The sequence below is a fragment of the Burkholderia pyrrocinia genome, assembly GCF_018417535.1.
Lineage (GTDB): Bacteria > Pseudomonadota > Gammaproteobacteria > Burkholderiales > Burkholderiaceae > Burkholderia > Burkholderia pyrrocinia_E.
In genome coordinates this window covers 1111400-1135280 of the sequence record NZ_CP070978.1, presented here as the reverse complement: position 1 = coordinate 1135280, position 23881 = coordinate 1111400, and the positions used below count along the sequence as shown (strand labels likewise).

Genomic DNA, 23881 nt, shown 5'->3' with positions numbered 1-23881 from the left:
GTTAATCCATTAACGGAGGGTGATGTAAATTGTTGAGCGGACGCGCACGATTTCCCGGTCATGGTTCGACACGGAACGTCCGGATGTGCGAATCACGCGGCGCAAACGTGTAAGCGCCGAAACGCTTGCGCGGCCGTTCCTGCATCGTTTGGGGCAAGGAGAGGAAGCGGCGCGGCGTGAAGTGTTGCCATTCGTTCCGGGCACGATGTTGTTGCAGGAATTTCCATTCATTGACGCCTATTCTTTTGGTCAATCCGGTGCGCCGGCCGCAGTGCGCGGATCGGTGCGGCAGCCTGGCGCGATCGCCGTGCGTGCCGCCGCGCGAGCGCGGCCGGTTGCACCCGCCGGCGACGAATTCGGCCCGAACGCGATCACGTGAAGTAAACTACGCGGTTACGACGCACAGACCCGCCGAAAGCGTCGCGTTCCGCGCGACGCTTTTGCATTTCTGCGGCAACTTTATTGACGCTTCCAACCGCGAATCCGAGCCGCGCCCGCGCGCGGCGATAGAGCCAACGATGTCCCGAATTTCCTTGTTTCCGCGTCAGTCCCGTCTGTCGCGCGCCGTGCGTGGCGCGCTGGCGATCCTGGCGCTCGGCGCAGCCGCGTCGGTCTGGGCGGCCGGTACCGGCGAACTGCCGGCATCCGCTGCCGGCGGCGCCGCGCCGCTTACCGTGACGGTCCAGCCGGGCCAGTCGCTGAACGACATCGCGAAAGCGGCCACGCAATCGCACGATCCCGGCGTGCTTGCGCGCGCCGGCCGCGCGCTGTTCGACGCCAATCCGCAGGCGTTCATGAAGCGCGACGCGAGCCGCCTGAAAATCGGCGCGACGCTGACCGTGCCCGCGCTCGACGCAACGGGCGCGGCGCTCGCGCCGGCCGGTGCGTCTGGCGCATCCGGTGCATCCGGTGCATCCGGTGCGACGGCCGCTTCCGCGCCCGTCGCCGCGTCGGGCGGTGCGGCGCTCGCGCAGCATGGCGCGTCCGCGTCGCATCCGGGCTCGGCCGTGCAATCCGCGCCGGTGGCGCCGGCCGTGCATGCGGCACCGGTGAGCGGGGCGAGCGTCGCGACGGCAGCGGACGCGTCGGCTGTCGAAAACACGCAGCCGGCGGCGCCTGCTGCCGGCGCCAGCGGTCCGCATGTGTGGAGCGGCGCGATCCAGTCGGCGCCGGCGTCCGCGAGCGAGGCCGCTGTCCCGCCTGCGCCGGGCAGCCAGGTTTCGGGCACGAACGAACCGGCCGGTGCGGCACCCGCCGCGGGCGCATCGCAGCCGCGGCCGTCGAGCCTGCAGCAACTGCTGGCATTGAAGAACCGCGTGCTGATGGAGCTGCAGAAGCACGGCATCGGCAAGCCGGCTGCGACGAACGATGTCGCGCCTGCTCCGGCACCTGCCGCACCGCGTCCGACCGTAAACGATGCCGGCGCGCCGTCTGCCGCATCGACGGTGGCTGACGCGGCGTCCGGCGTGGCCGCCAGCGCGGCGCAGCCGGCTTCGGCGCCCGCGCAGCCGGTCGCACCCGTGACGGCGCCTGCGGGCCGTACGGACCAGATGGACTGGCGCCCGGCCGCAGCGGCCGGCGCGGCCGTGATCGTCCTTGCGGCCGGTTTCGCGTGGCGCAAGCGCCGGAAGGGCCGGCGTACGGACGATGCGGGTACAGCGGCTGCAGCCGCTGCAACGGACGGTGCCGCAGCTGCCGAAGCAGACGCAGCGCCGTCCGTCGAACGCGAACTGCCGATCCGGCCCGAGATGCCGGTCGCCCGCGATGCGGCCGCCGACATGAGCCTGGCCGCGGCGACTGCCGCAGCGGCGCAGACGGTCGAGCCGTCCGAAACGGATGCATCGCCGGCGCCCGAGGCGGCGAAGCCGCATGACGACCAGCCTGAATTGCCGCCTGCCCACGCCGCGGTGCCGCCGGCGAGCGACGCTGCTCCGGCTCCGGCTCCGGCTCCGGCTCCGCACGACGCGGAACCGGTAGAGCAGGCCGCCGCCGACCAGCCGGCCGAGCCGCCCGCCGCGCCTTCGGCGACCGAAGCGCAGCACGCGGCGCTGATGCAGAACGCGATCAGCGCGCTTAGCAGCCTCGACATGCCGCTGCCGCCGCGGACGCAGGACGAGCCGTCGCTGGCGGCGGGCGAGCCGGCTGCACAGGCAGGGCAGTCCGACGCCGATAAAATCGCAACTAACGGTCAATCCGCGTCGCACCAGCCGATTGGCTCGGCCGATCCGGCCCCGGAATATCCGGCCGACCAGGACGACGAGTTCGAATGGGACCCGGACGCGGCGACGCCGGCCGGCCATGCGGGCAGCCCGTCCGCGCTGTCGTCGCTGCCGCCGCTCGGCGGCGCGCAGTTTGGCGCACTGAAGCTCGATTTCGATCTCGACCTGCCGTCCGCGCCGGGCGCCGCGCTGCCTGCGCTGACACCGGACGAGCTCGCACGCATCGCGCGCAACAAGCTCGACCTGGCGGCCGAGTACGTCGAACTGGGCGACCTGTCCGGTGCGCGGACGCTGCTGCAGGAAGTGGTGGACGCGAACGACACCGCGACGCGCGACGATGCGCGCGCACTGCTCGCGAAACTGGCGGACGAGGCGTGATGCGAATCGCGCTGGGCATTCAGTACGACGGCGCGGCGTTCTGCGGCTGGCAGGCGCAGCCGCACGGCAAGACCGTGCAGGACGCGCTCGAGCATGCGCTGGCCGAGTTCGCGCGGGTGCCGTTGCACACGACGGTGGCCGGGCGGACCGACACGGGCGTGCACGGGCTCGGGCAGGTCGTGCACTTCGACACGGACCTCGATCGCGAGGCATTTTCGTGGGTGCGCGGCACCAACGCGTTCCTGCCGTCGACCGTATCGGTGCAATGGGCGAAGCCGATGCCGGAGACGTTCCACGCGCGCTTCTCGGCGTTCGAGCGCACCTACTACTATGTGCTGTACGTGCACCCCGTGCGTTCGCCGATGCTGGCCGGGCGCGCGGGCTGGATCCATACGCCGCTCGACGACGACGCGATGCGCGCCGCCGCCGCGCACCTGATCGGCGAGCACGACTTCTCGTCGTTCCGGTCGTCGGAATGCCAGTCGAAGACGCCAGTCAAGCACCTGTACCAGATCGACGTGCGGCGCGCGGGCCATTTCATCCATTTCCGCTTCCGCGCCAACGCGTTCCTGCACCACATGGTGCGCAACCTGATGGGCTGCCTCGTCGCGGTCGGGCGTGGCCGCCAGCCGGCCGACTGGGTCGCCGACGTGCTGGCCGGGCGCGACCGCAACCTCGCGGCGCCCACGTTCATGGCCGACGGGCTGTACCTCGCCCACGTCGGCTATCCGGCGGAATTCGCCGTCCCGCCCGCGCAGCTCGGCAGCGTGCCGTGGAGCAGCGTCTGGGCCGATCTGGACCCACTATCATGACGGATCACGCCGTGTCTTCCTCGACTTCCGCCGCGGCCGGCCTGCCGCCGCGCACGCGCATCAAGCTGTGCGGGCTGTCGCGTCCCGGGGACGTGCTGCACGCGGCGGCGCTCGGCGCCGATGCGATCGGCCTCGTGTTCTACCCGAAGAGCCCGCGCGCGGTGACGATCGCGCAGGCGGCCGAACTCGCGCGCCTGGCGCCGCCGTTCGTGTCGGTGGTCGGGTTGTTCGTGAATGCGACCGAAGCCGAGATCGAGGCCGTCGTGCGCGACGTGCCGCTCACGCTGCTGCAGTTCCATGGCGACGAGACGCCCGAGCAATGCGACGCGCTCGGCCGCGCGGCACGTCTGCCATGGCTGCGCGCGGTGCGCGTCGGCCCCTCGACGCAGCCGTCCGATTTGGTAGAATCGGCACTTCATTATTCGAAAGCGCGCGGCCTCCTGTTCGACACCCTGGTGCCGGACTACGGCGGTAGCGGCAAGGTCTTCGATTGGTCTCTTATTCCCGCAGAGCTCGCGCGTCGGGCCGTTTTGAGTGGTGGCTTGAACGCGCAAAACGTCGGTGATGCGATCCGCCAGTTGCGCCCGTTTGCTGTCGATGTCTCGAGTGGCATCGAAGTGGAGGGCGCGAAGGGCGTGAAGGATCACGCCCGGATGGCGGCGTTCGTACGCGCGGTACGCGAAGCGGACGCCGGGTGATGCAAGCCGGTGCGGCCCCGAAAGCGGGGCGCATCGACCGATCGAGAGAGACACCATGTACAACCTTCCTGATGCTCGCGGCCACTTCGGCCCGTATGGCGGCGTGTTCGTCGCCGAGACGCTGATTCACGCGCTGGACGAACTGCGCGCGGCGTATGCGAAATTCCAGAACGATCCCGAGTTCGTCGCCGAATTCGAGCGCGAGCTGAAGCATTTCGTCGGCCGTCCGTCGCCGATCTACCACGCGCAACGCTGGAGCGAGATGCTCGGCGGCGCGCAGATCTACCTGAAGCGCGAGGACCTGAACCACACCGGCGCGCACAAGATCAACAACGTGATCGGCCAGGCGCTGCTCGCGAAGCGCATGGGCAAGAAGCGCGTGATCGCCGAAACCGGCGCCGGCCAGCACGGCGTCGCGACCGCGACGATCTGCGCGCGCTTCGGGATGGAGTGCATCGTCTACATGGGCTCCGAGGACGTGCGCCGGCAGGCCGCGAACGTCTACCGGATGAAGCTGCTCGGCGCGACGGTCGTGCCGGTCGAGTCGGGTTCGCGCACGCTGAAGGATGCGCTGAACGAAGCGATGCGCGACTGGGTCACGAACATCGAGAGCACGTTCTACATCATCGGCACGGTCGCGGGTCCGCATCCTTACCCGATGATGGTGCGCGACTTCCAGCGCGTGATCGGCGACGAGTGCAAGGTGCAGATGCCCGAACTCGCGGGCCGGCAGCCCGATGCGGTGATCGCCTGCGTCGGCGGCGGCTCGAACGCGATGGGCATCTTCTATCCGTACATCGACGATCAATCGGTGCAGCTGATCGGCGTCGAAGCGGCCGGCGACGGCCTCGAAACGGGCCACCACGCGGCGTCGCTGATCGCCGGCAGCCCGGGCGTGCTGCACGGCAACCGCACGTACCTGCTGCAGGACGACAACGGCCAGATCATCGAGACGCATTCGGTATCGGCGGGTCTCGACTATCCGGGCGTCGGCCCCGAGCACGCATGGCTGAAGGACAGCGGCCGCGCGCAGTATGTCCCGATCACCGACGAGGAAGCGCTGAAGGCGTTCCACGACTGCTGCCGGATCGAGGGGATCATTCCCGCGCTCGAGTCGAGCCACGCGATCGCGTATGGCGTGAAGCTCGCGCCGACGTTGCCGAAGGACAAGATCCTGCTCGTCAACCTGTCGGGCCGCGGCGACAAGGACATGCACACGGTCGCCGAGCGATCGGGCATCGAGCTCTGACCCGACCGATGCGTGACCTGATCGAAGAGCCGGGCGGCGGTGCCGCGAGCGAGGCGGAGGCGGTTCAGCCTGCCGCCGTCGTGCCGCGCGCGCTGCCGTCCGGTATCGAACTGCATAACCGCGATTTCCTGACCGATGCCGCGCACCTGCCGGATGCGTCGATCGACCTGATCGTCGCCGATCCGCCGTACGGGCTCGGCAAGGACTACGGCAACGACTCGGACAAGCGTTCGGGCGACGTGTTTCTCGCGTGGACGCGCGAGTGGCTCGAGCTCGCGATTCCGAAGCTCAAGCCGAGCGGGTCGATGTACATCTTCTGCACATGGCAGTACGCGCCGGAAATCTTCAGTTTCCTGAAGACGCAGCTCACGATGGTCAACGAGATCATCTGGGACCGGCGCGTGCCGAGCATGGGCGGCACGACGCGCCGTTTCACATCGGTGCACGACAACATCGGCTTTTTCGCGGTTTCCAAGGCGTATTACTTCGATCTCGATCCGGTCCGCATCCCGTACGACGCCGACACGAAGAAGGCCCGCTCGCGCAAGCTGTTCGAAGGCAGCAAGTGGCTGGAGATGGGCTACAACCCGAAGGACGTCTGGTCGGTCTCGCGCCTGCACCGGCAGCACGCGGAGCGCGTCGATCATCCGACCCAGAAGCCGCTGGAAATCATCGAGCGGATGGTGCTCGCAAGCTGCCCGCCGGGCGGCCGCGTGCTCGATCCGTTCATGGGCAGCGGCACGACCGCGGTGGCCTGCGCACGGCAGGGGCGCGACTTCGTCGGCTACGAGATCAACGAAAGTTATTGTGCGATCGCGCACGAGCGCGTGAGCGCGCTCGCCGCGCCGGCATGCGCGTGAATCGCGCCGCCGCATCGCCGAACGCAATGCATCGAGGAAAATTGCCATGTCCCGTATCCAGCAGACCTTTGCCGCGCTCGCCGAACAAGGCCGAAAGGGCCTGATCCCGTTCATCACGGCCGGCGACCCCGATCCCGCGAAGACCGTCGAATTCATGCACGCGCTCGCCGAAGGCGGCGCGGACGTGATCGAACTCGGCGTGCCGTTCTCGGACCCGATGGCCGACGGCCCCGTGATCCAGCGCTCGTCGGAACGCGCGCTCGCGCGCGGCGTCACGCTGAAGAGCGTGCTCGCCGACGTGAAGCGCTTCCGCGAAACCGACCCCAAAACCCCCGTCGTGCTGATGGGTTATGCGAACCCGATCGAGCGGATGGGCGTCGACGCGTTCGCGGCCGCGGCGCATGCGGCCGGTGTCGACGGCGTGCTGGTCGTCGACTATCCGCCGGAAGAGGCGGGCGTATTCGCTGAAAAGATGCGCGCCGCGCAGATCGATCCGATCTTCCTGCTCGCGCCCACGTCGACCGACGAACGCATCGCCGACGTCGGCAAGATCGCGAGCGGCTACGTGTATTACGTGTCGCTCAAGGGGGTGACCGGCGCGGGAAATCTGGATGTTTCGAGCATTGCGGGTAAAATCCCGGCCATCAAGTCGCGTGTGCCGGTTCCGGTGGGCGTCGGCTTCGGCATCCGCGACGCTGAAACGGCGCGCGCGGTGGCCGAGGTGTCGGACGCCGTCGTGATCGGCAGCCGCCTCGTGCAGCTGCTCGAAAGCGCCGCACCGGAAGGCGCCGCGGCCGCGCTGAAGGCGTTCATCGCCGAGCTGCGCGCCGCGCTGGACGGCGCGGGCAAGACGGCGCGATAAACACAACACAGGAAGGCGGGAACGGGCCACGCGGCCCGGCCCGCCACGGAACAGGAAACCATACGATGAGCTGGCTCGACAAACTGTTGCCGCCGAAGATCAAGCAGACCGACCCGAAAAGCCGCAAGGGCATTCCGGAAGGCCTGTGGGTCAAGTGCCCGTCCTGCGAGGCCGTGCTGTATCGCAACGACGTGGACGCGAACCTGCACGTGTGCCCGAAGTGCGATCACCACATGCGCATCGGCGCGCGCGAGCGTCTCGACGGGCTGCTCGATCCGGAAGGCCGCTACGAGATCGGCCAGGAAATCGTGCCGGTCGACTCGCTGAAGTTCAAGGACAGCCGCAAGTATCCCGATCGTCTGAAGGAAGCGATGGACGAGACGGGCGAAACCGACGCGATGGTCGTGATGGGCGGCGCGATCCACACGCTGCCGGTTGTCGCGGCGTGCTTCGAGTTCTCGTTCATGGGCGGCTCGATGGGCTCGGTCGTCGGCGAGCGCTTCGCGCGCGGCGCGCAGAACGCGCTGGAGCAGCAGGTGCCGTTCATCTGCTTCACGGCGTCGGGCGGCGCGCGGATGCAGGAAAGCCTGCTGTCGCTGATGCAGATGGCGAAAACCACCGCGATGCTGACCAAGCTCGCCGAAGCGAAGCTGCCGTTCATTTCGGTGCTGACCGACCCGACGATGGGTGGCGTGTCGGCAAGCTTTGCGTTCCTCGGCGACGTCGTGATCGCCGAGCCGAAGGCGCTGATCGGCTTCGCCGGCCCGCGCGTGATCGAGCAGACGGTCCGCGAGAAGCTGCCGGAAGGCTTCCAGCGCGCCGAATTCCTGCTGACGACGGGCGCGATCGACATGATCGTCGACCGCCGCAAGATGCGCGACGAGATCGCGCAACTGCTCGCGCTGCTGCAGCGCCAGCCGGCCGACGCGCTGGCCTGACCGGCGCGAGGTGGTGAACCCTGCGCGTCGCCTGGCTTCAGCGTCAGGCGGCGCGCTTCGTTTTTTGGCGTAGTGGCGGTACCGATCCAGATTTGATCCGATGAGCACTTTTCCCACTCTCGACGCGTGGCTTTCGCATCTCGAACGCGCGCACCCGGTCGGCATCGACATGGGCCTGACCCGCATCGGGCAGGTCAAGGCGGCGCTGCAGCTCGAATTCGCGTGCCCCGTCATCACCGTCGGCGGCACGAACGGCAAGGGCTCGACCTGCGCGTTCCTCGAGACGATCCTCGTGCGCGCGGGCTACAAGGTCGGCTGCCACACGTCGCCGCACCTGCTCGAATTCAACGAGCGCGCGCGTGTGAACGGGCAGAACGTCACCGATGACGAACTGCTGCCGCACTTCGAGGCCGTCGAAGCCGCGCGCAAGTCCCTGCCCGAGCCCGTGTCGCTCACGTACTTCGAATTCACGACGCTCGCGATCCTGCATCTGTTCGCGTCGCGCGGGCTCGATGCGGTGATCCTCGAAGTCGGCCTCGGCGGCCGGCTCGATGCGGTCAACATCATCGATACCGATTGCGCGATCGTCACGAGCATCGACATCGACCACACCGAATACCTTGGCGACACGCGCGAGAAGATCGCGTTCGAGAAGGCCGGGATCTTCCGCGCGGGCAAGCCGGCGATCTGCGGCGATCCGGCCGCGCCGCAGACGCTCGTCGACCACGCCGAAGCGATCGGCGCCGACCTGTGGCTCGTCGGCCGCGATTTCCGCTACGAGGCGCAGGCGGGCGCGGAACGCCAGCAGTGGAGCTACCTCGGCCGCGCGAAGCGCTATCCGGCGCTCGCGTATCCGGCGCTGCGCGGCGCGAATCAGCTGATCAATGCGTCGGCCGCGCTCGCCGCGCTCGAGGCGCTGCGCCCGCTGCTGCCGGTGTCCGCGCAGGACATCCGGCTCGGGCTCGCGAACGTCGAGCTGCCGGGGCGCTTCCAGGTGCTGCCCGGCAAGCCGGCGATCGTGCTCGACGTCGCGCACAACCCGCATGCGGCGGCCGTGCTCGAGCAGAATCTCGGCAACATGGGCTTCTTCCCGTACACGTATGCGGTGTTCGGTGCGATGCACGACAAGGACATCGACGGCGTGCTGCGGCACCTGAAGGGCGAGATCGACCACTGGTGCGTGACCGACCTGCCGCTGCCGCGCGCGGCCTCCGCGGAGCAGCTCGAAGCCGCGCTGCGCAAGGCTGGCGTGGAGGAGGGGCCCGATTCGAGCGTGACGCGTTACGCGTCGCCCGCCGAAGCGTTTCGCGATGCACTAAAAAGAGCATCCGAGAATGATAGAATCGTGGTTTTCGGCAGTTTCCATACGGTTGCCGGCGTGCTGGCCTACCGTAAATCGCAGCAACACTGACTGACGGGCAGTTTCGGACTCAGCCATTCATGGGAATTTTCTCGTTCGGCAAAAAAGACGACGACGCGCCCACGCGGCGCGGCGGTCGCACCGGGGCCTCCCGGAACGTGCGCACGGAGCGCACTGAACGCGTCGAGCGACGCTCGCGCCGCACCGAGCGTCCGGAATCGGACGCGCTGCTCCTCGATCCGACCCTTCCAGAAAAGCAACGCGCGCGCCGTCGCCTCGTCGGCGCGATCGCGCTCGTCGTGGCCGCCGTGATCGTGTTGCCGATGGTGCTCGATTCGCACCCGAAGCCGGTGACGGACGACATCGCGATCGACATCCCGAACCGGCCCGCGCACCAGGCGGTCGCGCCGCGTGACGACGACGCGTCCGACGTGCAGGCGGGCGTCGCGCACGACGAGCCGCCGGCATCCGACACCGCCGTCGCGGCGGTCCCGGCGCCTGCGCCGAAGGATGTCGCCAAGCCGGCCGCGAAACCCGATACGACGACCACGGCGAGCGTGACGCCGCCGAAGCCCGCTGCGAAGCCGGCCGCCCCCGTGGCGAAACCGGCCGCACCGAAGCCGGCGCCCGCGGCCGTCGCGAACGCCGACGCCGCGAGCCCGGACAGCGGCGACGCATCGTCGCCGGCGTCGCCGGCCGGCGCGCGCTTCGCGGTGCAGCTCGGGTCGTTCAAGGATGACGCGACGGCCCGTTCGTGGGCCACCAAGTTGAAATCGGCGGGTGTGCCCGCATATGTCGAGCATCGCAAGCAGGCGGACGGCAGCACGGCTACACTGTTGCGGGCCGGCCCGTTCGCGGATCGCGCGGCGGCTTCCGCCGCGATCGCGAAGGTACGCGACGCCGGTCTGACGCAGTAACGCACGATGCTGACGGCTTTCGACTACGCTGTATTGGCGGTGATCGTGTTGTCGGCGCTGCGCGGTGCGTGGCGCGGCTTCGTGTCGGAGATTTTCGGGCTGATCGGCTGGATCGCGGCGATCGTGATCGCGGGCCGCTACGTCGGGCTGGTCGTGCCGTACATCCCGGCGAACTGGCCGGGCGGTGCGCTGACGCAGTGGGTGATCGCCTTCGCGTTGCTCGTGATCGGCGTCGTGCTGGTCGCCGGCGTCGCGAACGCGCTGCTGTCGCGGATCGCGCAGGCGAGCGGCCTGGGCGGCGTCGACCGCTCGCTGGGCATGATGTTCGGGCTCGTCCGCGGCTGCGTGCTGGTGGTGCTGCTGGTCGCGGCGGCCGGGCTGACCGAACTGCCCAAACAGGATTTCTGGCGCAATGCGCTATTGCGTCCTTTTGCCGAACAGGGCGTGCACGAGCTGAAGCAGCTCCTGCCCGACGGCATGGCCCAGTACGTACGCGTGTGACGACGCGGCCGGGCAGGACGGAACCGATTTTGTCATCTTGAAGGACATGCCATGTGCGGCATCGTAGGTGTTATCTCCCAATCCCCGGTCAACCAGCTGATCTATGACAGCCTGCTGCTGCTGCAGCATCGCGGTCAGGACGCAGCGGGCATCGCGACGGCGGACGGCAGCAATTTCCACATGTACAAGGCGAACGGCATGGTGCGCGACGTGTTCCGCACGCGCAACATGCGCAGCCTGCCCGGCACCTACGGCATCGGCCAGGTGCGCTACCCGACGGCCGGTTCGGCGTCGAGCGAAGCCGAGGCGCAGCCGTTCTACGTGAACGCGCCGTTCGGGATCATCCTCGCGCACAACGGCAACCTGACGAACTGGCAGCAACTGAAGGACGAGATGTTCCGGATCGATCGCCGGCACATCAACACCAATTCCGACAGCGAAGTGCTGCTCAACGTGTTCGCGCACGAACTGCAACTGTCGACGACCGATCTCGAACTCGATCCGGCTTCGGTGTTCAAGGCGGTCTCGGGCGTCCATCGCCGCCTGCAGGGCTCGTATGCGATCGTGTCGCTGATCGCCGGCTACGGCCTGCTCGCGTTCCGCGATCCGTTCGGCATCCGCCCGCTGTGCCTCGGCAAGCTCGAGACCGAGCACGGCACCGAGTGGATGGTCGCGTCGGAGTCGGTCGCGGTCGAAGGCATCGGCTTCGAATTCGTGCGCGACGTGCAGCCGGGTGAGGCGATCTTCATCGACCCGGCCGGCAACTTCCACAGCCAGCAGTGCGCGGAGCAGCCGACGCTGAACCCGTGCATGTTCGAATACGTGTACCTCGCGCGTCCGGATTCGTGCCTCGACGGCGTGCCCGTCTACAACGTGCGCCTGCGCATGGGCGACTATCTCGCCGAGAAGATCAGGCGCGAGCTGCCGAACGTGCCGATCGACGTCGTGATGCCGATTCCCGATTCGTCGCGACCGGCCGCGATGCAGGTCGCCGCGAAGCTCGGCGTCGAGTATCGCGAAGGTTTCTTCAAGAACCGCTACGTCGGCCGTACGTTCATCATGCCGGGGCAGGCCGTGCGCAAGAAGTCGGTGCGCCAGAAGCTCAACGCGATGAGCATCGAGTTCAAGGACAAGAACGTGCTGATCGTCGACGACTCGATCGTGCGCGGCACGACCTCGCATGAAATCGTGCAGATGGCGCGCGATGCGGGCGCGAAGTCGGTGATCTTCGCGTCGGCGGCGCCGCCCGTGAAGTTCCCGAACGTGTACGGCATCGACATGCCGACGCGCGGCGAGCTCGTCGCGCACGGCCGCACCGACGACGAAGTCGCGAAGATCATCGGTGCCGACCACCTGATCTACCAGGACGTCGACGACCTGCGCCGCGCGGTGCGCGACATCAACCCGAAGCTCGAGGGCTTCGAGGCGTCGTGCTTCGACGGCAACTACATCACCGGCGACGTGACGCCCGAGTATCTCGACAGGATCGAGCGCGCGCGCCTCACGCCGGCGTCGCAGGCCGATCGCGATACGGCCGGCGACACCGAACGCTCGCAGATGAACCTGCAACTGTCGGTCGAGTGACACCCGCACGCTTTTGACGAAGCGTGATAGGATGTGGCCTTGCGTCGATTTGATTCAGCTTGCGGACGCGGGGCGACTTCCCAAAACAGCTAAAGCGAAGGCCGGCGGCAGTCGGCCCGAGTCGATCGCTGTCGTACCGCACCGAAGCCCGCTGATGCCGACGCATAGCGGGCTTTTTGTTTTGGCTTGGTTTTGACTTGGCCTGCGCGACACGCGCGGCCATCGAATACGGAAAACGGAACATGGACGACTCCCTCAACTTCGACACGCTTGCCGTGCGCGCGGGCACGCTGCGCAGCGACTTCAACGAGCACTCGGAAGCGTTGTTCCTCACGTCGAGCTTCTGCTTCCAGAGCGCGGCCGACGCGGCCGAGCGCTTCGCGAATTCGGAAGACTACTTCACCTATTCGCGCTTCACGAACCCGACCGTCACCATGTTCCAGGAGCGTCTCGCGGCGCTCGAGGGCGGCGAGGCGTGCATCGCGACCGCGTCGGGGATGGCCGCGATCATGTCGGTCGTGATGTCCGCGCTGCAGGCGGGCGACCACCTCGTCAGCTCGCGCAGCCTGTTCGGCTCGACGCTCGGGATGTTCTCGCAGATCTTCAGCAAGTTCGGGATCACGACGACCTTCGTCGACCCGACCGACCTGAACGCATGGCGGGAAGCCGTGCGGCCCGAAACGAAGATGTTCTTCCTCGAGACGCCGTCGAACCCGCTGACCGAACTCGCCGACATCGAAGCGATCGGCAAGATCGCGAAGCAGGCCAACGCGCTGTTCGTCGTCGACAACTGTTTCTGCAGCCCGGTGCTGCAGCAGCCGCTGAAGCTGGGTGCGGACGTCGTGATGCACTCGGCCACGAAATTCCTCGACGGGCAGGGCCGCGTGCTCGGCGGCGCGCTGGTCGGGTCGAAGGAATTCATCATGGGCAAGGTGTTCCCGTTCGTGCGCAGCGCGGGCCCGACGCTGTCGGCTTTCAACGCGTGGGTGCTGCTGAAGGGGATGGAGACGCTGTCGCTGCGCGTCGAGAAGCAATCGGCGAATGCGCTGGAAATCGCGCGCTGGCTCGATTCGCATCCGGCGGTCGCACGCGTGTTCCATCCGGGCCTCGAGTCGCACCCGCAGTACGAACTCGCGAAGCGTCAGCAGAAGGCGGGCGGCGCGATCCTGTCGTTCGAGCTGAAGGGCGACACGCCCGAGCAGCAGCGCGCGAACGCATGGCGCGTGATCGACAGCACGAAGCTGATCTCGATCACCGGCAACCTCGGCGATACGCGTACGACGATCACGCATCCGGCGACGACGACGCACGGTCGCATCACGCCGGAAGCACGTGCGGCGGCGGGGATCACCGAAGGGCTGATCCGCTTGTCGGTCGGCCTCGAGAACGCGGGCGACCTGCGTAACGATCTCGCGCGCGGCCTCGAGGGCTGAGCGACGCGGTGCTTGCGCCGCATCGACGCATCAACGCATCGACGACAACGGGCCGCCTGCAAAGCTGGCGGCCCGTTGTTTTTTCGCATGAAACCGTTCCGTCCGGCGCATCGCGTTCGCGCATGCGCCGCGTGATTCAGCCGGCGTGCCCGCGCGGCGCGGCGCGCATCGCCTCCACCATCCACCGCAGCGTTTCGTCGAGCGGCGTGACGGGCAGCTCGCCCACCGCGCGCCGCAGCTTGTCGCGCGACCCGCTCAGGCTCTTCACCTCGTTGTGCCGCACGAACCGCGGATCGACCGTCACGTCGATCACGTAACCGGCGATGCGCGACAGCATCACCAGCACTTCCTTCAGCGAATACGCGTGCTCCGAGCAGACGTTGAACGTCTCGCCGGCCGGCGCGGCTTCGATCAGCTTCAGATACGCGGCCGTCACGTCGCGCACGTCGGAGAAATCGCGGCTCACGTCGAGATTGCCGAGCGAGATGCGCGGTTCGTTGCGCGCGTAGTGCGCGGCGAGCTTCGGCAGCAGATACGCTTCGCCCTGGCCGACGCCCGTGTAGTTGAACGGCCGCGCGATCACGATCGGCAGCCGGTCGGCCCACAGCTTCGCCGCGTATTCCATCGCGAGCTTGCTGACCGAGTAGTCGTTCGCGGGGGCCGGCGCGACGGTCTCGTCGAGCACGCCGGCCGTCGAATTGCCGTAGATGTTCGCGCTGCTCGCGAGCAGCACGGCCGACGGACGTTGGTCGAGGCCCGCGAGCGCGGCCAGCAGGTTGCGCGTGCCGACGATATTGACTGCGTAGGTCTGCGACGGCTCGTCCTGCGCGACGTGCGCACGCGCGGCGAGATGCACGACCGCATCGGGTCGCGCATCGGCGGCCGCCGCGCGCACCGCGTCCGCGTCGAGCAGGTCGACGGGCAGCAGCGTGCAGTGCGCGAAGGCCGGATCGTCGGGCCGCGGCGCGCCGGGCGCGATCGTGCCCCAGACCTCATGGCCGGCCGCCTGCAGGCGTTCGGCCATGTAGCGGCCCGTGAAGCCCGTCAGGCCCGTGACGAACGCACGGCGCGACGGGCGTCCGGCTTCAGAACGTGTCATGGTGCTGGTTCCGCGTCAAATCCGCTTCGACCATCATCTGGCAAAGTTGTTCGAGCGTCGTCTCCGGCACCCAGCCGAGCTTGGCTTTAGCCTTGTCCGCGCAGCCGATCAGCAGGTCGACCTCGGCGGGGCGGTAGAACTTCGGGTTCACTTCGACGAGCACGTTGCCGTTCGACGCGTCGACGCCGCGTTCCTGCTCGCCCTTGCCGGTCCATTCGATCTGGTAGCCGGCAGCCGCGAACGCCATCTGCACGAAGTCGCGCACGGTTTCGGTGCGGTTGGTCGCGAGCACGTAGGTGTCGGGCTCGTCGGCCTGCAGCATGCGCCACATCCCTTCGACATATTCGAGCGCAAAGCCCCAGTCGCGCTTGGCGTCGAGGTTGCCGAGCTCGAGGCGGGTCGCCTTGCCGAGCTTGATCTTCGCAATGGTGTCGGTGATCTTGCGCGTGACGAACTCGCGGCCGCGCAGCGGCGATTCGTGGTTGAACAGGATGCCGCTGCTGCCGAACAGGCCGTACGACTCGCGGTAGTTCACGGTCATCCAGTGCGCGTACAGCTTCGCGACGCCGTACGGGCTGCGCGGATAGAACGCGGTCGTTTCGGTCTGCGGAATCGCCTGCACCTTGCCGAACATCTCGGATGTCGACGCCTGGTAGAAGCGCGTCTTCGGGCTCACGACGCGGATCGCCTCGAGCAGGTTCAACGGGCCGAGGCCCGTCACTTCGGCGGTCGTCGTCGGCTGGTCGAACGACACGCCGACGAAGCTCTGCGCGGCCAGGTTGTACAGCTCGTCGGGCTGCGTGCGTTCGAGCAGGCGCAGGCTCGAGCCGGCGTCGGTCAGGTCGTGTTCGACGAGCGTGAGGTTCGGGTGCGTGTCGACGCCGAGCTCGGCGATGCGCCAGAAATTCACCGAACTGGTGCGGCGATAGGTGCCCGTGACCTCGTAGCCCTTGTCGAGCAGCAGTTTGGTCAGGTAGGCGCCGTCTTGCCCCGAGATCCCGGTAATGATGGCCTTTTTACGAGTCTGGCTCATGGCGTTGTCCTGGTAGAAGCGAAAGGGAAATTCAGGCGGTCGTGCTTGCGGCAGCCGGCAGCGAGCGGCGTGCGGGGCCGCGCGTCAGGCGCCGTTCGAAGCCGTACCAGCTCAGGGTCGCGTACGTGAGCGTGATCGCAAGCGCGAGCGCGGCCGTGACGAAGCGGTTCAGGTGCAACGGCCAGAGCGCATACAGAACGCTCAGGTGGATCAGGTACACGGTGTAGCTGACGGTGCCCACGTAGACGAGCATCGGGTTCGTCAGCACGCGCTGCACGATGCCGCGGCCGCGCAGCGCGATCACGACGATCGACGTGCACAGCAGCAGCGAGATGCTGTAGAGCGCGGCATTCGACAGCGGCGTGTTCGCGGCGCGAAAGCGCGGGAACGACAGGTGCAGCCAGCCGAGGATCGCGAGCGACACGAGCGCGCCGACGATCGCGAGCGGGTAGAACGGCTCCAGCGCGCGCCGGTCGCGGCGCAGCACGATCGCGAGCAGCGCGCCCGCGGCGAGCAGGTCCATCCGGAACGGCGTCAGGTAGTAGATCGGCCAGAACGAGTCGAACCACGGCGTCGCGATCGCGCGCAGCACCGGCGCGGCAACGATCAGCGCGGCGGCGACCCACAGCAGCGCGCGCTCCGAGCACCACAGCACGACAAACGGCCAGAAGATATAGAACTGCTCCTCGACCGCGAGCGACCACAGCACGTTCAGGCTGTCATGCCCGATGCTGCCGAGCGACAGCCCGATATTGGTCGAGAAGAACGCGAACCACGGCCAGTGCGGTAGCCAGCTCGCGCCGAACAGGAGCGTCGACACCACCAGCAGCAGCACGTACGGCGGCAGGATGCGGCGCACGCGGCGCGCGTAGAAGTGGCTGAAGTACGACTGTCCGCGCGCCTTGCGCTCGAGCAGGATGCCGGTGATCAGCAGGCCGCTCAGCACGAAGAACAGGTCGACGCCCATCCAGAGCGGCGCCTTCAGCGCGTGCTGCAGGAACACGGCGCCGACCGCGATCGCGCGCAGCCCGTCGAGCTGCACGATGCGGCCGTGTTGCGGCGTGGCCAGGTCGGCGGGGCGCGAGATGCCCGTCATCGCGCCGCTCCTTCGCGACGCGCGGCGGGGGCCGCGGCGTGTCGCACATCCGATGCGTGAACGTAATGCATGCCATTAAATGAAATATCGAATCGAAACCGATTCTAGGGAAAAGAAATCGGCAAAAAAACGCGCGCCATATATCCGACGACAAACATTCAAACGCCGATTATTTCGGCCGTGAGATGAAAGGTTGGCGCCCGGACAGCCGCGACAGGCGGTGCGGAACGGCATTTTCTACAGGGCGGTGCATGAAAGGCGGTCGTTGTTGCCGTTTTTGTACGCTATTTCCTGCCTGTTCCGGTTCGATATTTCACGCGGAAACATCCCCAAATATTTCCAAATTTCTTGTGATTATTTTTGCTTGTAACCTGCATCGCGACGTTTGAAACCCATTTATTTAGCGACAGGGTGCGCCGGCGGCAGTCCGCGACGGCGCCGGTCGCTTTTGCATCGAGTCTGGAGAAGCGCATTGCGACGTCTGATTCTGGTAGGCATGACGGTATGCGCGACGCTGCTGACGAGCGCCGCGTCGGCCGAGACGGTGTTGCCCGCGACGACGTCGTGGATCGGCAACACGTTCGGCTATGGCGACGGAAGCTGGACGCAGATCGACATCCGCGCGATCGCGGTGACGCCTGAAGGCAAGGTGTATACGAATGCGCCTTGGGACGAAAGCGGTGCCGAGGCGAGCGTCTACCAGGACGGGAAGATGCTCGGCTTCGCCGGCGGCACGCACGGCTGGGGCAATCTCGGCGGCAACGCGATCGCCGTAAACAGCAAGTACGCGTATGTCGCGATCGGTGTCGGCAACGAACGCGGCCACCTGCAGTCGGCCGGCATCTGGCCGGACAAGGGCAAGCAGTGGTTCGGCATCTCGCGGCGCACGATCGGCGACATGAAGCAGCCCGCGCCGTTTCGCGCGGCGCCGCAGGTCGCGCCGGGCGGCCGCGCCGATGCCGGCCGCGCGCGCATGGCTGCAAGCTTCATGATGATCAACGAGGTGCCGGCCCCCGCGCGCTCGGAAGTGGGCGAGGTGAAGGCGGAAGTGGGCGGCCTCGCGGCCGACGACAAGACGCTGTTCGCGACGAATCCGTCGCACGACGTGGTGAATGTATTCGACGCCGAGACGATGCAGCAGAAGGGCACGTGGAGCGCGCACGAACCGGGCCGCATCGCGCTCGCGGGCGACGGCACGCTGTGGCTGCTCACGGACACGCTCAACGGCCCCGCGCACCTCGTGCACGTGCGGGCGGACGGCCGCAAGCTGGACGACGCGCCCGCGCTGCCGGAAGGCACCGACGCGGTGGACGTGGCGGTCGACGCGAAAGGGCGCGTGCTCGTCGCGGACAACGGGCCGCGCCAGCAGATCCTGATCTTTTCGAAAGGCGGCAAGGGTTATGCGCAATCCGGCACGCTCGGCGAGCGCGGCGGCATCTTCGCCGGCCCCGTGCCGGGGCGGCCGGGGCCGCAGCGCTTCAACGGGCTGACGGGCGTCGGCGTCGATCGCGCGGGCAACGTGTATGTGTCGATGAACGGCATCGGGCCGCGCCACGACACGATCGGCGCGGGGCTCGGCGCGGTGCTCGAAAGCTACACGCCGGACGGCAAGCCGCGCTGGCAGGTGCAGGGGCTGCTGTTCGTCGACGGCGCGTGGCTCGACCCCGCGCGGCCGAACAGCGTGTACACGGGCAACAAGCGCTTCGAGCTCGACCTGTCGAAGCCGCCGGGGCAGGACTGGAAATACGTCGGCTTCCTGTCGAACCGCTTCAAGTATCCGGACGACCCCGTGTTCCACACGGACCAGTGGCCGGGCATGCCGATCGCGCGTCGCGTCGACGGCCGGACGTTCCTGTACCTGACCGACATGTACGCCGATCACCTGAAGATCTACCGCTTCGATGCGAAGCGCGACGGCGAGGTGGCGATTCCGTCGGCCCTGATCGCAGGCCGCGCGCGGCCGGTCGACAAGGTGCCGAACAAGGCGCCCGGCGGCGACTGGCTATGGCGCGACGCGAACGGCAACGGCCGGCTCGACGCCGACGAGTTCGAGATCAACACGACTGGCAAGGCCAAGGCCGGCGGCTGGGGCTGGTGGGTCGACACGAAGGGCGACATCTGGCGCACGAGCGACGTGCGCGGCATCCACCGGTTCCGCTACGGCGGCGTCGACAAGGCCGGCAACCCGATCTACTCGTACGACAAGGTCACGACCTACCCGATGCCGCAGCCGTTCACGCAACTGCGCCGCTCGATCTACGACGCGCAGACGGACACGCTGTACGTGACCGGCTACACAGCCGACGCGCCGCCTCAGCCGGGCATCAACAAGGAAGTCGGCCGCGTGCTGGTGCGCTTCGACAAGTGGTCGACCGGCTCGCCCGTCGTGCGCTACACGGTCGCGCTGCCGTGGCAGCTCGACGCGAAGCCGATCCTGGACCTGATCGGGATCACGGTCGAGGGCCGCTACATCTTCACCGTGGAGCCGGTCGGCAAGATCCACGTGTACGACAAGGACACCGGCAAGGAAGTGGGCGTGATGAGCCCGGGCACCGAGGTCGGCAAGGCATCCGGCTGGGTCGACGTGCCGTTCGGCATCAGCGCGTTCCGGCGCGAGAACGGCGAATACCTCGTGTTCGTCGAGGAAGACGCGCGCGGCAAGGTGCTGATGTATCGCTGGAAACCGTGACGGGCGGCGCGCCGTTATCGACGTCGTTGCCGTCACACAAGGTACAAGCATGGACAAAGGCATACTCAAGAACGTTTCGATCAACTTCATCGGGCTGATCCTGCCGACCTTCGTGTCGCTGGTGACGGTGCCCGCGTATATCCACGCGCTCGGCGTCGAGCGCTATGGCGTCGTCAGCCTCGTGTGGACGCTGATCGGCTATTTCGGGATCCTCGATCTCGGGATGAGCATGGCCGCGCAGAACCACATCTCGAAGGCGCTCGCGAGCGGCAACGACGACGAAAGCGCGCGCGTGTTCTGGAGCGCGTTCTGGCTGAATCTCGGCACCGGCATCGTGGGCGGGCTGCTGATCTATTTCGGCGCGTTCATCTACACCGCGTATTTCACGAAGGCGTCGGCCGCGATGCAGCACGAGGTGTATCTCGCGCTGCCGTGGCTCGCGCTCGCGATTCCGCTGGCGAACGTGTCGTGGGTGTTCGCCGGCGCGATCAACGGCGCCGAACGCTTCGGCGTGTTCAACACGAACCAGACGATCGGCACGTTCCTGTTCCAGTTGCTGCCGCTCGGCGCCGCGTGGTGGATCGCGCCGAACCTGCAGACGGTGCTCGCCGCCGCAGTCGTCGCGCGCCTGATCGCGGCGGTGATGCTCGGCCACGCCAGCATCAAGGTGCTCGGGATCCGGCGCATCGATCCGCCGCAGTGGGGCACCGCGAAAGGGCTGTTCAACTTCGGCGGCTGGATGCTGATCGCGAGCACGACGAGCATGATCGCCGACACGCTCGACCGCGTGATGCTCGGCGCCGGCATGGGCGCGAAGTTCGTCACCTACTACACGGTGCCGCAGAACCTCGTCACGCGCCTGAACATGCTGCCGAACGCGCTCGTGCGCACGCTGTTCCCGCGCCTGTCGGCGGTCGGCCGCGATCACGCGGACACGCTCGCGCGCCAGTCGCTCGAATTCCTGAACGGCGTGTTCACGCCGGTCGGCATCGTCGCGATCTTCGCGCTCGCGCCGTTCCTCACGCTGTGGGTCGGCGCCGATCTCGCCGCGCACTCGGCGCCGGTCGGCCGCGTGCTGGTGATCAGCGTGTGGCTCGTCGGCCAGGCGAGCGTCACGCGCATCCTGATCCAGTCGCAGGTCAACCCGGCCCGCGCGGCGTTCGCCGGGCTCGTCGAGATGCCGTTCTTCGTCGGCGGCCTGTGGTTCGGCATTCATCACTTCGGGCTGATCGGCGCGGCGGTGGTCGTCGCGGCGCGCGCGCTCGTCGACTACGGCGTGCTGCTGTACCTGTCGGCGATCCGGATGCGCGCGATCGTGCTCGACATGCTGGCGCACCTGACCTTCCTGCTCGCGAGCCTGTTTCTCGCGCAGGCGTGGCCGGGGCTCGGCGAATCGATCGGCATGTGCGCGATCGTGCTGGTGCTGAACGTCGCGTGGTCGCTCACGATGACGCCGGGGTTGCGCGCGCTCGTGCGCGACCTGTTTGTCCGTCTCAATGCGAGGAAAACGATATGAATCGCGATCTGGCGGAACACGCCATCCTGAACCTCGCCACCGCCGATGCGGCCGTGGCCGAAGCGGGCGACGTCGCCGCGCTGCGCCGATCCGTGCCGGCCGAGCGGGCCAGCGCGCGCCAGCCGGCGCGCGCGCTGCGCGTGGCGATCGTCCACGACTGGCTCGTTACCTATGCCGGCGCCGAACGCGTGCTCGAACAGATCGTCGCGTGCTTTCCCGACGCGGACCTGTTCAGCCTCGTCGATTTCCTCGACGACCGCGCGTTCGTGCGCGGCAAGCCGGTGACGACGTCGTTCATCCAGAAGCTGCCGTTCGCGCGTACCAAGTACCGCAGCTACCTGCCGCTGATGCCGCTCGCGATCGAGCAGCTCGACGTGTCCGAGTACGACCTCGTGATCTCGAGCAGCCACGCGGTCGCGAAGGGCGTGCTGACCGGGCCGGACCAGGTGCACATCAGCTACGTGCATTCGCCGATCCGCTATGCATGGGACCTGCAGCACCAGTACCTGGAACAGTCGAACCTCACGCACGGGCCGAAATCGCTGCTCGCGCGGATGATCCTGCACTACATCCGCAACTGGGACACGCGCACCGCGAACGCGGTGGACGGCTTCGTCGCGAACTCCGCGTTCATCGCGCGGCGCATCAAGAAGGTCTACCACCGCGATGCGGCGGTGATCTTCCCGCCGGTCGACGTCGACGGTTTCTCGCTGAACGCGGTCAAGGACGATTTCTACCTGACCGCGTCGCGGATGGTGCCGTACAAGAAGATCGACCTGATCGTCGAGGCATTCTCGAAGACGCCCGAGCGCAAGCTCGTCGTGATCGGCGACGGCCCCGAGATGCAGAAGATCCGCGCGAAGGCCGGCCCGAACGTCGAGATCATGGGCTACCAGCCGTTCGCGGTGCTGCACGACCGGATGCGGCGCGCGAAGGCGTTCGTGTTCGCGGCCGAGGAGGATTTCGGGATCTCGGTCGTCGAGGCGCAGGCATGCGGCACGCCGGTGATCGCGTACGGCAAGGGCGGTGCGCTCGAAACCGTGCTCGACCCGCAATCGGACGCGAACCCGACCGGGCTGTTCTTCGACGAGCAGACGCCGCACGCGATCGTCGCGGCCGTCGACGATTTCGAGCGCGCGCCGCAGCGCTTCACGCCGAACGCATGCCGCGCAAACGCAGAGCGGTTTTCCGCCGATACGTTCCGGCGGCGCTTTCTCGACTATGTGGAGGCTGCTCTGCCCGGCTCGACCTCGCAGCGCGGCACGGCTGTCGCGCCGATGCCGGCCGCGCGCGGCCCGGCAACGCTCGTGCTCGACCAGAGCGGCGTGCTCGGCGGCGCCGAGCTGTCGCTGCTCGAGATCATGAAACACATGCGCGCGAACGCCGACGTGCTGCTGTTCGACGACGGCCCGTTCCGCGCGGCGCTCGACGAGATCGGCGCGCGTGTCGACGTGGTCGACCAGGGCGCGCTCGCGGGCGTGCGCAAGCAGGGCGGCGTGTCGGTCGGCGCATTGAAACAGCTTGTGCGGCTCGTGCGCGACGTCGCGCGGCGCGCGCGCCGCGCCGAGGTGATCTATGCGAACACGCAGCGCGCGATGGTGGTCGCTGCGCTCGCCGGGCGGCTCGCGCGCAAGCCGGTGGTCTGGCACCTGCGCGACATTGTCAGCACCGACCATTTCGGCAGCAAGCAGTTGCTGGCGATCAAGTACTGCGCACGGCTCGGCGTCACGCGCGTGATCGCGAATTCCGACGCGTCCGCGCAGGCGTTCCGCACGCTGACGGGCTTCACGCCGCAGCATGTCGACGTCGTGTTCAACGGCATTTCGGCCGAGCCGTTCGATGCGCTGGAAGGCGTCAGCCAGGCCGCGCTGCGCGCGCGCCTCGGGTTGCCGCAGGATGCGTGGCTCGTCGGCTCGTTCAGCCGTCTCGCGCGCTGGAAGGGGCAGCACGTGCTGCTGGAGGCCGCCGCGCGGCATCCCGACATGCATGTGGTACTGGTCGGCGCGCCGCTGTTCGGCGAGGACGAATACGCGGCGCAACTGCACGAATACGTCGCGCGGCACGGGATGGACGAGCGCGTGCATTTCCTCGGGTTCCAGCGTGATGTGGCTGCTTGCATGACGGCGGTCGACGTCGTCGCGCACACGTCGATCACGCCGGAGCCGTTCGGGCGCGTGATCGTCGAAGGGATGCTCGCGCGCCGGCCGGTCGTCGCGGCCCGCGCGGGCGGTGTCGTCGAGATCATCGAGGATGGCGACAACGGGCTGCTCTGCGAGCCGGGCGATGCGACCGCGCTGGCCAATGCGCTCGACGCGCTGAAGCGCGACCGCGCGCTGCGCGAGCGGCTCGTCGCGAGCGGGCGTGCGACGGCGGTGCGCCGGTTCGGCACCGAGACCTACGTGGAGCGGGTCGAGAAGATCCTCGCGGATACGGCGAAGGCCGCGAAGGCGAAGAAGCAGTCGTAGCCGACGGGGTCAGCCGGCGGGAAATGGGCCCTCACGCGGCGTTGCGCTGCGTGGGGGCTTCGCTTTTCAGCGGGCGCGCCTGGTCGGGCGACCGGCGGGCGGGTTGTGGCGTGCCGTGTCCGGCGTGAAATTAGCCGATTGTCGGGTTGATCGAGGTCGTACCGGAGACAGG

At 67.8% G+C, this 23881-nt stretch carries 19 protein-coding genes; 16 read left to right on the top strand and 3 right to left on the bottom strand.

Annotation, left to right across the window (positions count from 1 at the left end; all coding sequences use genetic code 11):
- The first annotated feature begins 85 nt into the window (after nucleotides 1-85).
- The 13 genes from JYG32_RS23185 (at nucleotide 86) to JYG32_RS23125 (ending at nucleotide 13811) form a co-directional block, all read left to right on the top strand.
- Nucleotides 86-379: a hypothetical protein gene (locus JYG32_RS23185; protein ID WP_213267115.1), complete on the top strand. Its 294-nt coding sequence runs from the start codon at nucleotides 86-88 to the stop codon at nucleotides 377-379.
- Nucleotides 380-518: 139 nt separating this feature from the next.
- Complete coding sequence (locus JYG32_RS23180) at nucleotides 519-2597, top strand: FimV/HubP family polar landmark protein (protein WP_213267114.1); 2079 nt, start codon at nucleotides 519-521, stop codon at nucleotides 2595-2597.
- Nucleotides 2597-3409, top strand: a complete 813-nt coding sequence (truA, locus tag JYG32_RS23175) for a tRNA pseudouridine(38-40) synthase TruA (RefSeq protein ID WP_174378769.1) — start codon at nucleotides 2597-2599, stop codon at nucleotides 3407-3409. The genes JYG32_RS23180 and truA overlap by 1 nt, the downstream gene beginning before the upstream one ends.
- Nucleotides 3406-4107, top strand: a complete 702-nt coding sequence (locus JYG32_RS23170) for a phosphoribosylanthranilate isomerase (protein ID WP_213267453.1) — start codon at nucleotides 3406-3408, stop codon at nucleotides 4105-4107. Before truA ends, JYG32_RS23170 begins: the two co-directional genes overlap by 4 nt.
- 55 nt (nucleotides 4108-4162) lie before the next feature.
- On the top strand, nucleotides 4163-5356 hold the full coding sequence (gene trpB / locus JYG32_RS23165) for a tryptophan synthase subunit beta (protein WP_174378768.1): 1194 nt from the start codon (nucleotides 4163-4165) through the stop codon (nucleotides 5354-5356).
- Between the two features lie 8 nt (nucleotides 5357-5364).
- Complete coding sequence (locus JYG32_RS23160) at nucleotides 5365-6216, top strand: DNA-methyltransferase (RefSeq protein ID WP_174378767.1); 852 nt, start codon at nucleotides 5365-5367, stop codon at nucleotides 6214-6216.
- A 46-nt stretch (nucleotides 6217-6262) separates the two neighbouring features.
- Nucleotides 6263-7078: a tryptophan synthase subunit alpha gene (trpA, locus tag JYG32_RS23155; RefSeq protein ID WP_174378766.1), complete on the top strand. Its 816-nt coding sequence runs from the start codon at nucleotides 6263-6265 to the stop codon at nucleotides 7076-7078.
- 65 nt (nucleotides 7079-7143) lie between these two features.
- Nucleotides 7144-8016, top strand: a complete 873-nt coding sequence (gene accD, locus JYG32_RS23150) for an acetyl-CoA carboxylase, carboxyltransferase subunit beta (protein WP_006761962.1) — start codon at nucleotides 7144-7146, stop codon at nucleotides 8014-8016.
- A gap of 100 nt (nucleotides 8017-8116) precedes the next feature.
- Nucleotides 8117-9427 carry a bifunctional tetrahydrofolate synthase/dihydrofolate synthase gene (folC, locus tag JYG32_RS23145; RefSeq protein ID WP_213267113.1) on the top strand — a complete coding sequence of 437 codons (1311 nt, stop codon included), beginning with the start codon at nucleotides 8117-8119 and terminating at the stop codon, nucleotides 9425-9427.
- 29 nt (nucleotides 9428-9456) lie between these two features.
- Nucleotides 9457-10293: an SPOR domain-containing protein gene (locus JYG32_RS23140; RefSeq protein WP_213267112.1), complete on the top strand. Its 837-nt coding sequence runs from the start codon at nucleotides 9457-9459 to the stop codon at nucleotides 10291-10293.
- Between the two features lie 6 nt (nucleotides 10294-10299).
- Nucleotides 10300-10794 carry a CvpA family protein gene (locus JYG32_RS23135; protein WP_027782633.1) on the top strand — a complete coding sequence of 165 codons (495 nt, stop codon included), beginning with the start codon at nucleotides 10300-10302 and terminating at the stop codon, nucleotides 10792-10794.
- Between the two features lie 51 nt (nucleotides 10795-10845).
- Entirely contained in the window at nucleotides 10846-12378 is a 1533-nt protein-coding gene (gene purF, locus JYG32_RS23130; protein ID WP_174378763.1) for an amidophosphoribosyltransferase, read from the top strand.
- A gap of 242 nt (nucleotides 12379-12620) precedes the next feature.
- Nucleotides 12621-13811, top strand: coding sequence for an O-succinylhomoserine sulfhydrylase (locus JYG32_RS23125; protein WP_213267111.1), 1191 nt, complete (start codon nucleotides 12621-12623; stop codon nucleotides 13809-13811).
- A 136-nt stretch (nucleotides 13812-13947) separates the two neighbouring features.
- Here JYG32_RS23125 and JYG32_RS23120 read toward each other — a convergent pair whose 3' ends face one another.
- From JYG32_RS23120 to JYG32_RS23110, 3 genes are read right to left on the bottom strand one after another with little or no spacing between them, the layout of a single operon-like run.
- Nucleotides 13948-14910, bottom strand: coding sequence for an NAD-dependent epimerase/dehydratase family protein (locus tag JYG32_RS23120; RefSeq protein WP_213267110.1), 963 nt, complete (start codon nucleotides 14908-14910; stop codon nucleotides 13948-13950).
- The gene (gmd, locus tag JYG32_RS23115) at nucleotides 14897-15943 is read right to left on the bottom strand and encodes a GDP-mannose 4,6-dehydratase (protein ID WP_213267109.1); all 1047 of its coding nucleotides are present in this window, start codon (nucleotides 15941-15943) and stop codon (nucleotides 14897-14899) included. Before gmd ends, JYG32_RS23120 begins: the two co-directional genes overlap by 14 nt.
- 31 nt (nucleotides 15944-15974) lie before the next feature.
- On the bottom strand, nucleotides 15975-17039 hold the full coding sequence (locus JYG32_RS23110; protein ID WP_213267108.1) for an acyltransferase family protein: 1065 nt from the start codon (nucleotides 17037-17039) through the stop codon (nucleotides 15975-15977).
- 496 nt (nucleotides 17040-17535) lie between these two features.
- Between JYG32_RS23110 and JYG32_RS23105 the strand changes: the two genes are divergently transcribed.
- The 3 genes from JYG32_RS23105 to JYG32_RS23095 are packed head-to-tail and all read left to right on the top strand — an operon-like array spanning nucleotide 17536 to nucleotide 23709.
- The gene (locus tag JYG32_RS23105; RefSeq protein ID WP_213267452.1) at nucleotides 17536-19728 is read left to right on the top strand and encodes a hypothetical protein; all 2193 of its coding nucleotides are present in this window, start codon (nucleotides 17536-17538) and stop codon (nucleotides 19726-19728) included.
- A 49-nt stretch (nucleotides 19729-19777) separates the two neighbouring features.
- Nucleotides 19778-21244: a flippase gene (locus tag JYG32_RS23100; protein WP_213267107.1), complete on the top strand. Its 1467-nt coding sequence runs from the start codon at nucleotides 19778-19780 to the stop codon at nucleotides 21242-21244.
- Nucleotides 21241-23709: a glycosyltransferase family 4 protein gene (locus JYG32_RS23095; protein ID WP_213267106.1), complete on the top strand. Its 2469-nt coding sequence runs from the start codon at nucleotides 21241-21243 to the stop codon at nucleotides 23707-23709. The genes JYG32_RS23100 and JYG32_RS23095 overlap by 4 nt, the downstream gene beginning before the upstream one ends.
- The last annotated feature ends 172 nt before the right edge of the window (nucleotides 23710-23881 follow it).

Excerpts from the sequence above, each read along its gene's own strand:
- JYG32_RS23180 (WP_213267114.1), top strand. The coding sequence starts at position 519 with ATGTCCCGAATTTCCTTGTTTCCGCGTCAGTCCCGTCTGTCGCGCGCC.
- truA (WP_174378769.1), top strand. The coding sequence starts at position 2,597 with ATGCGAATCGCGCTGGGCATTCAGTACGACGGCGCGGCGTTCTGCGGC.
- JYG32_RS23170 (WP_213267453.1), top strand. The coding sequence starts at position 3,406 with ATGACGGATCACGCCGTGTCTTCCTCGACTTCCGCCGCGGCCGGCCTG.
- trpB (WP_174378768.1), top strand. The coding sequence starts at position 4,163 with ATGTACAACCTTCCTGATGCTCGCGGCCACTTCGGCCCGTATGGCGGC.
- JYG32_RS23160 (WP_174378767.1), top strand. The coding sequence starts at position 5,365 with ATGCGTGACCTGATCGAAGAGCCGGGCGGCGGTGCCGCGAGCGAGGCG.
- trpA (WP_174378766.1), top strand. The coding sequence starts at position 6,263 with ATGTCCCGTATCCAGCAGACCTTTGCCGCGCTCGCCGAACAAGGCCGA.
- accD (WP_006761962.1), top strand. The coding sequence starts at position 7,144 with ATGAGCTGGCTCGACAAACTGTTGCCGCCGAAGATCAAGCAGACCGAC.
- folC (WP_213267113.1), top strand. The coding sequence starts at position 8,117 with ATGAGCACTTTTCCCACTCTCGACGCGTGGCTTTCGCATCTCGAACGC.
- JYG32_RS23140 (WP_213267112.1), top strand. The coding sequence starts at position 9,457 with ATGGGAATTTTCTCGTTCGGCAAAAAAGACGACGACGCGCCCACGCGG.
- JYG32_RS23135 (WP_027782633.1), top strand. The coding sequence starts at position 10,300 with ATGCTGACGGCTTTCGACTACGCTGTATTGGCGGTGATCGTGTTGTCG.
- purF (WP_174378763.1), top strand. The coding sequence starts at position 10,846 with ATGTGCGGCATCGTAGGTGTTATCTCCCAATCCCCGGTCAACCAGCTG.
- JYG32_RS23125 (WP_213267111.1), top strand. The coding sequence starts at position 12,621 with ATGGACGACTCCCTCAACTTCGACACGCTTGCCGTGCGCGCGGGCACG.
- JYG32_RS23120 (WP_213267110.1), bottom strand. The coding sequence starts at position 14,910 with ATGACACGTTCTGAAGCCGGACGCCCGTCGCGCCGTGCGTTCGTCACG.
- gmd (WP_213267109.1), bottom strand. The coding sequence starts at position 15,943 with ATGAGCCAGACTCGTAAAAAGGCCATCATTACCGGGATCTCGGGGCAA.
- JYG32_RS23110 (WP_213267108.1), bottom strand. The coding sequence starts at position 17,039 with ATGACGGGCATCTCGCGCCCCGCCGACCTGGCCACGCCGCAACACGGC.
- JYG32_RS23105 (WP_213267452.1), top strand. The coding sequence starts at position 17,536 with ATGACGGTATGCGCGACGCTGCTGACGAGCGCCGCGTCGGCCGAGACG.
- JYG32_RS23100 (WP_213267107.1), top strand. The coding sequence starts at position 19,778 with ATGGACAAAGGCATACTCAAGAACGTTTCGATCAACTTCATCGGGCTG.
- JYG32_RS23095 (WP_213267106.1), top strand. The coding sequence starts at position 21,241 with ATGAATCGCGATCTGGCGGAACACGCCATCCTGAACCTCGCCACCGCC.